Source organism: Desulfuromonas acetoxidans DSM 684, from assembly GCF_000167355.1.
Taxonomy (GTDB): domain Bacteria; phylum Desulfobacterota; class Desulfuromonadia; order Desulfuromonadales; family Desulfuromonadaceae; genus Desulfuromonas; species Desulfuromonas acetoxidans.
The window spans coordinates 51352-63110 of the sequence record NZ_AAEW02000012.1 but is presented as its reverse complement, the minus strand read 5'-3'; the positions used below and the strand labels follow the sequence as shown (position 1 = coordinate 63110).

Annotated in this window: 13 protein-coding genes and 1 riboswitch; of the genes, 3 read left to right on the top strand and 10 right to left on the bottom strand. The window is 52.0% G+C overall.

Annotated features, from left to right (window positions below):
• Window positions 1-21 precede the first annotated feature (21 nt).
• Window positions 22-384 (top strand): helix-turn-helix domain-containing protein, encoded by a 363-nt coding sequence (locus DACE_RS11005; protein ID WP_006001212.1) that lies wholly within the window; start codon window positions 22-24, stop codon window positions 382-384.
• A gap of 106 nt (window positions 385-490) precedes the next feature.
• Here DACE_RS11005 and DACE_RS11000 read toward each other — a convergent pair whose 3' ends face one another.
• From DACE_RS11000 to DACE_RS10975, 6 genes are all read right to left on the bottom strand, one after another.
• Window positions 491-1366: an HDOD domain-containing protein gene (locus tag DACE_RS11000; RefSeq protein ID WP_006001211.1), complete on the bottom strand. Its 876-nt coding sequence runs from the start codon at window positions 1364-1366 to the stop codon at window positions 491-493.
• A 6-nt stretch (window positions 1367-1372) separates the two neighbouring features.
• Entirely contained in the window at window positions 1373-2185 is an 813-nt protein-coding gene (locus DACE_RS10995) for a response regulator (protein WP_006001210.1), read from the bottom strand.
• 220 nt (window positions 2186-2405) lie between these two features.
• Window positions 2406-3218 (bottom strand): exodeoxyribonuclease III, encoded by an 813-nt coding sequence (xthA, locus tag DACE_RS10990; protein WP_006001209.1) that lies wholly within the window; start codon window positions 3216-3218, stop codon window positions 2406-2408.
• Between the two features lie 13 nt (window positions 3219-3231).
• Entirely contained in the window at window positions 3232-4395 is a 1164-nt protein-coding gene (locus tag DACE_RS10985; RefSeq protein ID WP_006001208.1) for an iron-containing alcohol dehydrogenase, read from the bottom strand.
• Window positions 4396-4516: 121 nt separating this feature from the next.
• Window positions 4517-4828, bottom strand: a complete 312-nt coding sequence (locus DACE_RS10980; protein ID WP_006001206.1) for a DUF167 domain-containing protein — start codon at window positions 4826-4828, stop codon at window positions 4517-4519.
• 3 nt (window positions 4829-4831) lie between these two features.
• Window positions 4832-5125: a YggT family protein gene (locus DACE_RS10975; RefSeq protein ID WP_006001204.1), complete on the bottom strand. Its 294-nt coding sequence runs from the start codon at window positions 5123-5125 to the stop codon at window positions 4832-4834.
• 292 nt (window positions 5126-5417) lie between these two features.
• On the opposite strand from DACE_RS10975, the gene DACE_RS10970 reads away from it, so the two are divergent.
• The gene (locus tag DACE_RS10970) at window positions 5418-6479 is read left to right on the top strand and encodes a 3-deoxy-7-phosphoheptulonate synthase (RefSeq protein ID WP_006001203.1); all 1062 of its coding nucleotides are present in this window, start codon (window positions 5418-5420) and stop codon (window positions 6477-6479) included.
• A gap of 97 nt (window positions 6480-6576) precedes the next feature.
• Here DACE_RS10970 and DACE_RS10965 read toward each other — a convergent pair whose 3' ends face one another.
• The 3 genes from DACE_RS10965 to DACE_RS10955 form a co-directional block, all read right to left on the bottom strand.
• Window positions 6577-8313: a DUF4153 domain-containing protein gene (locus DACE_RS10965; protein WP_006001201.1), complete on the bottom strand. Its 1737-nt coding sequence runs from the start codon at window positions 8311-8313 to the stop codon at window positions 6577-6579.
• 86 nt (window positions 8314-8399) lie between these two features.
• Window positions 8400-9611, bottom strand: a complete 1212-nt coding sequence (gene lhgO, locus DACE_RS10960; RefSeq protein ID WP_006001199.1) for an L-2-hydroxyglutarate oxidase — start codon at window positions 9609-9611, stop codon at window positions 8400-8402.
• 18 nt (window positions 9612-9629) lie between these two features.
• Complete coding sequence (locus DACE_RS10955) at window positions 9630-9827, bottom strand: MerR family transcriptional regulator (RefSeq protein WP_006001198.1); 198 nt, start codon at window positions 9825-9827, stop codon at window positions 9630-9632.
• 288 nt (window positions 9828-10115) lie between these two features.
• On the opposite strand from DACE_RS10955, the gene DACE_RS10950 reads away from it, so the two are divergent.
• A complete protein-coding gene (locus tag DACE_RS10950; RefSeq protein WP_006001197.1) occupies window positions 10116-11075 on the top strand; it encodes a GGDEF domain-containing response regulator in 960 nt (319 codons plus the stop codon).
• Window positions 11076-11086: 11 nt separating this feature from the next.
• Here the strand turns inward: DACE_RS10950 and DACE_RS10945 are convergent, their stop codons facing one another.
• Window positions 11087-11407, bottom strand: a complete 321-nt coding sequence (locus tag DACE_RS10945; RefSeq protein WP_006001196.1) for a hypothetical protein — start codon at window positions 11405-11407, stop codon at window positions 11087-11089.
• Between the two features lie 180 nt (window positions 11408-11587).
• Window positions 11588-11688, top strand: a riboswitch (TPP riboswitch).
• Window positions 11689-11759 lie beyond the last annotated feature (71 nt).

Genomic DNA, 11759 nt, shown 5'->3' with positions numbered 1-11759 from the left:
CGTTTACGAAAGGATATTTCTATGGCATCGACCAATCATGAATTGTGGCAATCGATTCTTTTTTTGTTTCTGAGTAAATTTGCTAAACAGGCCCAGACACCGTTTGCCAAAAAAGACCTCATCAACGCCAAGAACGTCGAACTGGCCAACAAATTTGCCCAGATGACCGGCAACACCACACCGCCGGAAAAAATGAAAAACACCCTGAACAAAGCCTTGGCCGCACTGGAGAAAAAAGGGTTGGTAGAAGAGGTGGATGCAAAGACACTGCAACTGACCAACGCCGGCTGGAATACGATGCAGATTGAGGTCAAAGCCGCCATGACCAAAATCTCCCAGGAGTTTCCGCAAAGCCAGACAGCCAATGCACCCAAAGCCAACTGAGGCCACGGTCAACACGGTCATCAGAACTCACTCTGGTCCTGATTGTTAACGGAATGAAAACGGCAAAGGATCGTAACACCGGTCATGGTGTCAGAAAAACGGCAGCTTAGTCCGGATAGAGCAGCGTGGGGGCATTTTCGGTAAAGAACGTTGCAAAATCGCTCTGGAGGTTCTGTAAAGCTGTGCCATCGAGTCCCAGCGCCCTGCCGGAGTAGCCGGCGCGAACAGGATGGGTGCTGCCCTGATAACCACCCAGCTTTAACGAACGGCACAGTTGCCGGGCAAGAAAAACCACGGCGCACAGACGGAACAGTAAGTCCTCAGAGTCCCCCATGAGGTCCTCGGTCTCCACGTAATAGAGGCTGGCGACCAGCAACGGTGAGAAATTCCACGAACTGAGCACGGCGGCACCAAGAACTGTAAAAGGGTATGGCAACTCGGGACAGGAACTCTCATCGCATAAATTTTGCCGACGACAGCGATCAAAAACCATCAGGAACCGTTGCGGATCGTCATTATTCGACACCACTTCGCCAACATTGCTCATCAGTCCGGCCATAAAAGCTTCTTCAGGATGCACACCGGGAACATTTTCGGCAATAAAGCGTGCGCCCATGGCGTAAGCAGCCGATTCTTCCCACAATAACCGCTCGGTGTTACCAAAGTGGTTATGCATCCCCTTCATGGCCAAGATCAACACCATGTTGCGCAAAGCTTTATCGCCAAGAATCACCACCGCATCCCGAACGGTGCTGATCCGCCGAGAGAAGCCATAATAGGGTGAGTTGGCCAGCTTGAGGACACGCAGAGCCAGCGCCTGGTCCTGAGCAATCACTGCCGCCAGCGCGTGAGCATTAACCTGCCCGGAATGCATCAGATCCAAGACCTTATGCGCCACCAGCGGCATGCCGATATTGGAGTGAACCGTTGCCAGAACCGCTTCGACATCCACGGCAATCTCTGGAGAAAAGGCGCGACTCATTGCTCTCTACTCCGTTTCAACAGGAACCAGGGTGATCACGATTCCCCGGCTGCGGTCATCGTTGAGATACTGACCATTCGCCCGATAATTGTCACCGTTAATCACGATCCGGTCTGTTGAGACGTCGGTTAACTTCACCTGCTCAATAAAGGCGAGGATCCCGTCGTTGAGTACGGCCGAGGTTTGTTCGCCAAGCAGAATCCCACGCGGTTTCAACAGTCGGGTTGCCGCAACATTGGCCTGAACGATCTGATCCTCAATGTCGACGCCGATGACCGCCACCGGCATGCTGTCGAGTATATCCTGAGCCATCTGCAGAACTTCACTGCGCAGCTCCAAAGCTTCGGTGCGCTCCAGAATCGTTTCTTCAAGGTTGGCATTGACATGTTCGAGTTGATCGTTGCGCTGCTCCAACGCCTCAGAAAGCTGCTTATTGTTACGGCTGAGATCATAGGTGTCGACGGCATTGGCAATATTAACCAGCAACTCGTCATCATTCCACGGTTTGGGGATAAAGCGGTAGATATGACCGATATTGATCGCTTCAACCACGGAGGCGGTATCCGCGTAACCGGACAACACAATGCGGATCGTATCGGGCTTGCGGGCATGCACCTGACTCAGAAACTCGACACCATTCATATCCGGCATACGGTAATCCGAGACCACAACACACACGTCCGGCTCCTCTTCAAGTAGCTCAAGGCCTTCACTTCCCGAGTTGGCGAAAAACAGTTCGTAGTCCCCTTCATCCATAAACAGACGCCGTAAAGAGCGCAGGACATTCGGCTCATCATCAACGAACATGATTTTGTGCATAAGCATTTCCCCTTCGACCACATCGCTTCATGATAGAATTCTACGATCTTAGCACGCTTTTGAAAAGTCGCAAAATCAATCATGTTTTCAACGGATTTCGCTTGGAGGGAGGAATTCTGCCAGATCAACGGAAAACAGCGTATGAAATTTCGTTGTGCTCACGACACAGCGACAAACGACCGGGCCGAATACGTCTGGTTCGGCCCGGCAAAAAAACAGCTTAAAGTGAAAATTCCGCCCAGATCGGGCAGTGATCGGAAGGTTTTTCCATGGCGCGAATATCGTAATCAATCCCGGCATCCTGACAACGGGAAATGAGTGCCTGACTCGCTAGAATCAGATCAATACGCAACCCACGCTTCGGGTCACGCTCAAACCCGCGGCTGCGGTAATCAAACCAACTGAACCGATCATCCACATCAGGATAGCAGTGGCGAAAGCTGTCGTGCAGTCCCCAGTCCATCACGCTCTGCAGCCAGGCACGCTCCTCGGGAAGGAAACAACTCTTGCCCTGCGCCAGCCAACGCTTTTCATTGTCCGGCCCGATACCGATATCTTCCGCCAACGGAGCCACATTCATATCTCCAACCACCAGAAGCGCATCGTTCTTGGCCTCATAATTTTCCAGCATCTGTCGCAGATCGCGATAAAACTTCTCCTTGGCCGGAAATTTCACCGCATGGGAACGGTTCTCCCCTTGAGGGAAATAACCGTTGACCACCGTGACCATCTGGTCACCAAATGCATAGCGCCCGACAATCAATCGACGCTGGGCCTCGTCATCGTCATCAACAAAACCGTACTGCACATCCACAGGGGCTTGCCGCGACAATAAGGCCACACCGTAATGGCCTTTCTGACCATAATAACGCACCTCGTAACCCAGCGATTCAACCTCCGCCAACGGGAACTGGTCGTCATGAACCTTGGTTTCCTGTAAGGCCAGAACGTCGGGCTGGTAGGTGTCAATCACCGCTTTAACCTGGTGATGGCGGGCACGCAACCCATTGACATTGAAGGATATAATTTTCACATCCAGCTCCTGATCAGCTTCGACAGCGGCTAAGAATATCGGCAATCACTTCAGCAGTGTAGGCCTTGAGTCCCCACTTGCGGGCCAACATCACCGCATTGTCGGCAATGGCACCAATCTCCTCATCAGGGATATTCCCCTGCGCCAGAGAGACCGGGCTGCCGATGGAATGGAACCAGGTTTTCAACGCCTCAATGCCGTAGCGGGCACACTCCAGATCATCACTCAGTTCGCAATCAAACACCCGCCGGGCAAACTGGGCAAACTTGGCCGGATTCTGTGTGGCCGCATAATCCATCCAACCGGGGATAACAATGGACAGTCCGGCACCATGGGCAATGTCATACATGGCGCTCAGCGAATGTTCAATCATGTGGTTGGGAAACTGATACAAACCGATTCCCGCCGTGGACAATCCGTTCAGCGCCCAGGTGGCCGACCACATCATGGTTGCCCGCGCATCGGCATGATCCGGCTGTTGCAGAATCTGCTCGGTGCTCTCCATAATGGTTTTCACCAGCCCCTCGACAAAGCGGTCCTGCAATGGTGTCGCCTGATCGTTACTTGTAAAATAACCTTCGATAATATGGGAGATCGCATCGACGGCCGAATAGGCGGTATAATCCGCCGGCACTGTATAGGTTAATGCCGGATCAAGGATTGAGGTTTTCGGAAACAACAACGGCGAACCGATATTAAACTTCTGGGCGGTGTTCTCATTGGTAACCACGCCACCGGAGTTCATTTCCGATCCGGTGGCCGCCAGGGTCAATACCGTCACCAGCGGCAAGGCTTTCTCCACCTTGGCTTGCAAAAAAAACTCCCAGACATCGTGGTCGCACAAAGCGCCGGCGGCAATGGCCTTCGATTCATCGAGCACACTGCCACCGCCAACGGCAACAACCACATCCACCTGTTCCCGCTTAGCCACAGCCACCCCTTCGCGCACATGGCTGAGCACCGGGTTGGACTTGACACCACCATGATCCACCCAGCTTAAACCGGCGGCCTGCAACGATGCTGTGACCCGGTCGTAAAGTCCGGTGGTCTTGATACTGTTGCGGCCATAGACCAGCAACGCTTTACCGCCCTGACGAGCAGCATATTTCCCCACCTTGTCGGCAGTGTCGACACCAAAAACAATTTCAGTCGGATTGTGAAACACAAACGGTTGCATGACGACTCTCCTCCTGTCGCAAATCAATTAGAAATTTTCCCAGAACAAAGGGTTCCCAACGAACCCGATTCATTCACACATCGCGCCACGGGCTGCCTGAGCGCTTATTCAAACCACACGCCTAAAAGGCTTTTGCCAGACGCTGTTTTACCTCGTCAAGCGAAACACCTTCGACAACAATCTGTTTGTGACGGCTTTTATCGCCGCGAATCAAGGTCACAGAGCTTTTTGACACACCCAGTAACTTCGCAAAAAAAGTGCAGCACAGTTTATTGGCCGCACCCTCGACCGGCGGCGACGTCAACCGCACTTTGAGTTCTTCGCCTTGCAAACCACACAGACTGTTCTTACTTGCCCGCGGCTGAACGAACAGGGCAATCACCACCCCATCCTGCTGGGCGTTGACACAGGCGCTCAGTTCTTCGCAAGTCATGAATCAAAAACTGTAGGCGATGGAACGCAGGATAACGACCAGAATCCTCTGGATAAAAGACAGCGCCAGAAGCAAAACCAACGGACTGAAATCAATACCGCCGAATTGCAGCGGCACCAAACGCTGAATACGATACAGGACCGGATCGGTGGCACTGTGAAGAAACCGGACAATCGGGTTGTACGGATCAGGATTCACCCATGAGATCAGGGCGCGCCCGACCAGAATCAGAACATAGATACTGAAGACCAGATCAACCAGACCGGCAATGGCCAAAAATAATTCACGCAAAATCATTGTCACTCTCTTTCACAAAAAAAACGTCCTATTATCGATCATTTCGAACGGACAGATCACTCTCGCTGAACACTCAAAACTTTTTTTAATCTTCGCTGGCAAACCGGGCAAAAAAGGTTCACCTCATCAAAATTTTACTGTACTCTGACGGGGTTTTTTCGCACCATATCCGTATGGAAACTCGTGCCGACTGGAGGGATGGCACCGTTCATATTCACCACACACATCACGCGACTGCCGCCATGTGACGTTTCGATAAACTAACATGAAGCTGCAAGGGGAACAATCCATCATGTACCGTACAAACAATCTCAACATCAAGGGCATCACCGAAGTTATCGCTCCATCCGATCTCAAGCAGGTGTTCCCGCTTTCTGAACAATCGGCTGCCTTCGTTACCAGAGCGCGTAACGAGGTTCAAGAGATTCTCCATAACCGCAACCAACGTCTGATGATCGTGGTTGGTCCGTGTTCCATTCACGATCCGGAAGCTGCCCTCGACTATGCCCGCCGTTTGAGCAAGCTATCCCGCGAACTCGACGATCAGCTGCACATTGTCATGCGCGTTTATTTTGAGAAACCGCGCACCACCATCGGCTGGAAAGGCTTGATCAACGACCCGGATCTCGACGGCAGCCACCTGATCTCCAAAGGTCTCGGCATTGCCCGCCAACTGTTCTGCGCTATTACGGAATTGGAACTGCCGATTGCCACGGAAATGCTCGACACCATTACCCCGGAATATTTTGCCGACCTGATTAGTTGGGGGGCCATCGGCGCGCGCACCACCGAATCACAGCCTCATCGCGAAATGTCCAGCGGCCTGTCATTCCCGGTCGGCTTTAAGAATAGCACCGACGGCAATCTGCAGATCGCCATGGACGCCATGAGCGCCGCCCAGCACGGCCATAATTTCCTCGGCATCAACCGCCAGGGCAAAATTTCCATTGTCGAAACCTGCGGCAACCCCGATGCCCACATCGTGTTACGCGGCGGCAGCAATGGTCCGAACTATCAGTCCGAGGCCATCGCCTTTACTGAAAAAAAACTGGCCGACCAAAACCTCAACAACGCCATCATGGTCGACTGCAGCCACGCCAACTCCTGCAAGGATCACAACCGTCAGGAAGAGGTGATTCTAAACGTTCTCGAGCAGATCGCCAATGGCAACAACACCATCCGTGCCCTGATGATCGAAAGCAACATCGAAGAGGGCAACCAGCCCATTGGTCCTCAGGAGGGGTTAAAATACGGGGTTTCTATTACAGATAAATGCATTGGCTGGGACACAACCGACCGACTGTTGCGCATGATTCACAGCAGCCTGAAGAAGAATAACGGCCGTTCTGCGTAAGGAGTCCGTGCCGACATAAGAGTGTCAAAAGAGGCTGCGTACAACGCAGCCTCTTTTGTTTTTAACGCTATGATGTGCGTTCCCTTGTTTCATGTGGCTAACGCTCAAACATGAAAACCTCACCACCAATTTCAAGGTCCTGGTAGTGCGGAGAGACAACGCGGTATTGCTGCTGCCTGAGCTGATCAACCAAGGCCCGCCGTTGCTCCTTTCTCATTGAATTGCCCAGCCTTCCCTGCTGCACCCATTGTCCCGTGTCATCAACATCATAAAGTTCCAGCACCGACCAGCGCTCCTGCATATTAAGCAGCACCAGTTCTTCGACGCCATCGCGATCAAGATCAACCGGAAAAAGATAACAGGTCGCTTTGCGACATTGATCCTCATCCAACATTTGAAGAAATTCTTGTGGGACAGTATGGCTATCCGTCACGAATTCAACCAGTGGATGGTCAGCAATGCCTTCGCTTTGCTTATGCCTCTTCCATTGAGAATAGCTTGTGGCCTCGTCAACCGCCAGCAACCATGTTCGCAGTGTTGGCGTCAACGGATGCTCGGCAGGTAACTGTTTAAGCTGCTGTAAATACGCCAGACCGGGAGAGCCCAAATGAAACTTTAACGCACCAAAATCAAACTCCTGTGGCAAAATTCTTTGGGTCACTAAACGCTGATACTGGTCGCCGGCACTCAATGCCATCGGATTCAACACCGGGCTGTGCAGCAACAGGATAAGAGCGCCTATCATCAAAGCAATAACCATATTCCCTTGACGAATGATCCCCATCCAAACCGCTGATCGCCACAAAACAGCGCTTGCGTAAACCACGCTGTAACAGGTGGCAACAACAACCAGGGCCAGCAGAAAAATCCGGTTGGGCGTCAGACCATACTGATCAATACGCAGAGAAACGGAATAGATTCCGATCACGGCATAAACAGGCAACAACACCATGGAGAGTTCGTACAATCGGACCAGACCTCCGGGCAAGGACCGCACCGTGCCATCCTGAACAATGCCATTGACAAACAGCAGATTGGCGCTGATCAGGCACAGCAGAATCGGTGTTGAATAGCCTGTATCCCAAAACGGACTGAGTCCGGTAAAGGGCAAGCTGCCCCCCAGCAGGATGGTAATAACCGCCGTCAGTGGCATCAAAAAGGAGCACAACGACAGAGCGATCTTACGCAGAGCGCCGATCACAGACTCATGGGTGCGTGCCAGACGAACCCCCAGTGAGAACACCATTGCCAGACTCAGCCAGGGGAACACGGCATTGAAGAAAAGAGTTTCAAACAACTCAATCCCCACCATCTTGAACAGCATGACCCACAGAACAATCAACAGCCAGAAGCCTAGAGTCAACATTGCCGCCACCATCAGAATAAAAAAATTATCCCAACTGTGGCGGTAAAGGTCAGAGTACCGATATCGACCCTGCTTGCGTGTTGGCCAGGCCTGAATAAAGGGGATCAGAATATAGGCCAGCACAAATGAAGAGACCGTCCAACTGGTCATTAAAACCGTCCCACCCCGATTGGACGGTTGAGAGGAGCCCGGCATCTGCCACATCACCCAGGCCGAGGCAAGCCCCACGACACCACCGAGCAGAAGGATCAAAACCAGTACCTGGCGATTGAAGTGCTTCCCTGCGGTCAACTGTGCAGTCAGCCCCATAACGGCAATCGCCGTCATCGCACACAACACCACACTCGCCGCGAGAGGATGACTTTTAGGCCACCAGAACACCCCGGCCCAGCCGACACCCCCCTGGACAAAGCCGATAACCAGGTACAGTAGAACACTCGATTCAATTAGATGGATGCGTTGGGGCATAGCACTATCTCGGCTAAAGATACTGAACGTTAGACAATTGAGAGCAGACACGCCCGCAAAAAAGAACAGGCACCACTTCTCTGGGATTAAACCGGTTTCAAGGCAAAATGTGCAGCAGCTTTTTCAGCAATGGTTTTACCAATACTCAACGAAGCGGTTGCTGCCGGAGAGGGAGCATTAAGCACATGGATCAGACCCGGTTCATCGAGGATTTTGAAATCATCAAGCAGCGAGCCGTCTTCAGCCACAGCCTGGGCCCTTACTCCGGCACCGCCGCGAACAATATCTTCAGCAACCAGATCGGGCATCAACTTCTGCAAATCGGCAACAAATTTGCGTTTGGAAAACGAGCGATGGTATTCGTGCAGCCCCACCCGCCAGAACCGGCGCGCCATCGACAGAAAACCCGGATAGGTCAAGGTTTCAAGAGTATCGCGCAAAGAGAAGCTGCTGCGCTGATACCCTTCGCGTTTAAAGGAGAGAACCGCATTGGGACCGGCTTCAACTTCACCGTTAATCATGCGGGTATAATGCACACCGAGGAAAGGAAATTTTGCATCGGGAACCGGATAGATCAGGTGTTTGACCTTGCTGCGGCACTGTTCAACCAGTGTGTAGTATTCACCGCGAAACGGCACAATGCGCATGTGCGGCTGAGAACCACACATCAAAGCCACCCGGTCACACTGCAACCCGGCACAGTTGATAATGAAAGGAGTCTCAATCCGTCCCTGGTTGGTATGCAGGACAAAGCCCTGATCATGACGCTCCACCCGCATCACCGCACAATTGAGACGAATGGCGCCACCGCGCCCTTTGATCAGACGGGCATAGGTTTCCACCACTTCGACAAAGTCGACGATGCCGGTTTCCGGTACCAGTAATCCGGCAACACCCTGAACATGAGGTTCGCGGCGGCAAATCCCCTCCGCATCAAGACGTTCAACCCCTTTGAGCCCGTTGGCACGGCCACGCCGTTCCAGCTCGGCCAATGCCGGCAACTCTTCCTCGCTGGTGGCGACGACCACTTTGCCGCATTGTTCATGGGCAATCGCATGTTCAGCACAAAAAGCGTACAGAGCATCACGCCCTTCAACACAGTTTTTCGCTTTGAGAGAGCCGGGACGGTAATAGAGCCCGGAATGGATCACACCACTGTTGTTGCCCGTCTGATGGGCAGCAAGCGTGGCTTCTTTTTCAACAACGAGAACTCGGCAATCCTTGACTTGGCTGGTCAAGGCCAACGCGGTTGCGGTACCGACAATCCCGCCACCGATGACAACAACATCACATGACATGGGAACATCCTGAACGGCTTAGGATTTAGATTCAGCTTCTTTGATCATATCCGCAACCTGCAAACGGACGTCATCAATATGAACACGAACGATGTCTCCCTCTTCGCGCTCACTGCGGACCAAACCTTCCGAAGCCCAAAACTTGAGTGTGGCCTCTTTGATTCCGAATTTTTCAGCAGCAGCATCAATATCGTACCATGTTTTTACCAACGCCATCGGTTACCTCCTTTTTTTTCAAACTCTTATTACATTGCAACAATACGGACTGTTTCATTTATTATATCTCGTATACACCACCTGCATAGCCAAATCAAAAATTTCTCTTCGTGAAAACCACCCAAGACGAACACAGATGACAATTGATTTTGATACGGACGATAAAAATCGATAAAGACCCGGGGCCATCATGTCGATAGAAAAAAGGACATTGCACGATTCTGCGTTACACTGTGAAAACAGCATTGGTTATTCTGATTTTATTTTCACCACCCCAAGGGATTGCTTATGGGACCGGGAATCCTGGTCGTTGCCCAGTCTGCGGCAACGCGCCAGACGATCATAGACGCGCTCAAAGACACGTCACCGTTTACCCGCTATTTGGAAACAAACAGTGGCCGCGAAGGCTTGGAAATTGTCGCGAAGGATCCGATCGATGTGATCGTTTGCGGATTGAAGCTGTATCAGATGTCGGGACTGGAGTTGTTGCGTAACATGCAGCAGGACGAAGAACTGTGCGATATCCCTTTTATTGTACTGGCGGATGACAACCGGACCAAGACCAAGATCGAACTGCTTGAACAGGGCGCAAGCGATTATATCGTCCAGCCGGTGGACATTGGCGAACTGGTTGCCCGCATCAAGGTTCAGTTGAAGGTCAAAACTCTGCAGGACAATCTCAAACGCAGCAATCGCCTGCTCCTAAACCTATCCAGTACCGATTCGCTGACCCAGCTTTACAATCGCCGTGTCCTGATGCGCACGCTAAGAAAAGAGTTTCAGCGTCAAGTGCGCACCGAGGAATCGTTCTCACTGTTGATGGTGGATGTTGATCATTTCAAAAACATCAACGATCGCTACGGACATCTTAACGGCGATACGGTACTCATCAATCTGGCGCGGATGCTGCGCAGCTATCTACGCCCTTACGATGTCCCAACCCGATTTGGTGGCGAGGAATTTGCCCTGGTGTTGCCCAATACCAATATGGAGTGTGCCCGCGAAGTCGCGGAACGGCTGCGACTGGCTGCAAAAGAGTTGCGTTTCAGTGGCGAGATTCGCGATCTGGAGATCACCATCAGCATCGGCGTAGCCACCTGTCCCGCAGATGGGGTAGAATCGGAAGATGACCTGCTGAAACTGACGGACGATGCCCTGTATGCGGCCAAATCAGCCGGACGCGACCAGGTAGTCTGCGCCACGGAGCTGCCCACCAATCAGGATTGCGAGACTTCGGATATCGCCTGACCCAATCAGAGTTATAAATCGTTGAGCAGTCGGTAGAGCTTTTTCTGGATATCCCACACTTTATGCGCGGCAGCAAGTTGCTGCTCTTCCAGAAGCAACCGCCCGCGATCAAGCAGATTATGGGCATCAAGCAACACCGGACTCAGTTGCGACTCGATTTTCATGCGGGGAATCTCACCGACATCCTCCGCCAGATCAGCCAGAGTGTTGCGTGCCTGATTGAGCACCTGCAACGCGCGTTTCGCCTCTCGGGTCACTTCGTCGCTGTGAAAAGACTTGATCATCACATCAACCTCATCTACCAGATCACGATAACGCTCAGAAATACTCATCACGACACTCCTTTACAATGCTATTTATCATAAGTCGAGCACACAAAAAACACGTGGTCGAACCGTCTTCGTTTAAGTTGCGCCCATACTAGTGGAAAGCCACCCTGAAAAACAACGGCAAACCGATAAAAAAGTTGACTTTAAGGTATACGGACGTTAGTTTTTTGTTTGAAAAATTGTGAAAAGCCCTGGGGGAGTTTATTACTGAGAGTCCTGTTGCGGGACGACCCTTAGAACCTGATCCGGGTTATACCGGCGTAGGGAAGCGGCACTTTATACGGGATTTCTCCCGTCGAAGGTCGCTTTCGCGACCTTTTTCTATTTTGGATCCAAGAGCACTTTCCGCTCACCA

Bases quoted from the DNA above. Each gene is read 5' to 3' on its own strand.
- DACE_RS11005 (WP_006001212.1), top strand. From the start codon at position 22: ATGGCATCGACCAATCATGAATTGTGGCAATCGATTCTTTTTTTGTTT.
- DACE_RS11000 (WP_006001211.1), bottom strand. From the start codon at position 1,366: ATGAGTCGCGCCTTTTCTCCAGAGATTGCCGTGGATGTCGAAGCGGTT.
- DACE_RS10995 (WP_006001210.1), bottom strand. From the start codon at position 2,185: ATGCACAAAATCATGTTCGTTGATGATGAGCCGAATGTCCTGCGCTCT.
- DACE_RS10985 (WP_006001208.1), bottom strand. From the start codon at position 4,395: ATGCAACCGTTTGTGTTTCACAATCCGACTGAAATTGTTTTTGGTGTC.
- DACE_RS10980 (WP_006001206.1), bottom strand. From the start codon at position 4,828: ATGACTTGCGAAGAACTGAGCGCCTGTGTCAACGCCCAGCAGGATGGG.
- DACE_RS10975 (WP_006001204.1), bottom strand. From the start codon at position 5,125: ATGATTTTGCGTGAATTATTTTTGGCCATTGCCGGTCTGGTTGATCTG.
- DACE_RS10970 (WP_006001203.1), top strand. From the start codon at position 5,418: ATGTACCGTACAAACAATCTCAACATCAAGGGCATCACCGAAGTTATC.
- DACE_RS10965 (WP_006001201.1), bottom strand. From the start codon at position 8,313: ATGCCCCAACGCATCCATCTAATTGAATCGAGTGTTCTACTGTACCTG.
- lhgO (WP_006001199.1), bottom strand. From the start codon at position 9,611: ATGTCATGTGATGTTGTTGTCATCGGTGGCGGGATTGTCGGTACCGCA.
- DACE_RS10955 (WP_006001198.1), bottom strand. From the start codon at position 9,827: ATGGCGTTGGTAAAAACATGGTACGATATTGATGCTGCTGCTGAAAAA.
- DACE_RS10950 (WP_006001197.1), top strand. From the start codon at position 10,116: ATGGGACCGGGAATCCTGGTCGTTGCCCAGTCTGCGGCAACGCGCCAG.
- DACE_RS10945 (WP_006001196.1), bottom strand. From the start codon at position 11,407: ATGAGTATTTCTGAGCGTTATCGTGATCTGGTAGATGAGGTTGATGTG.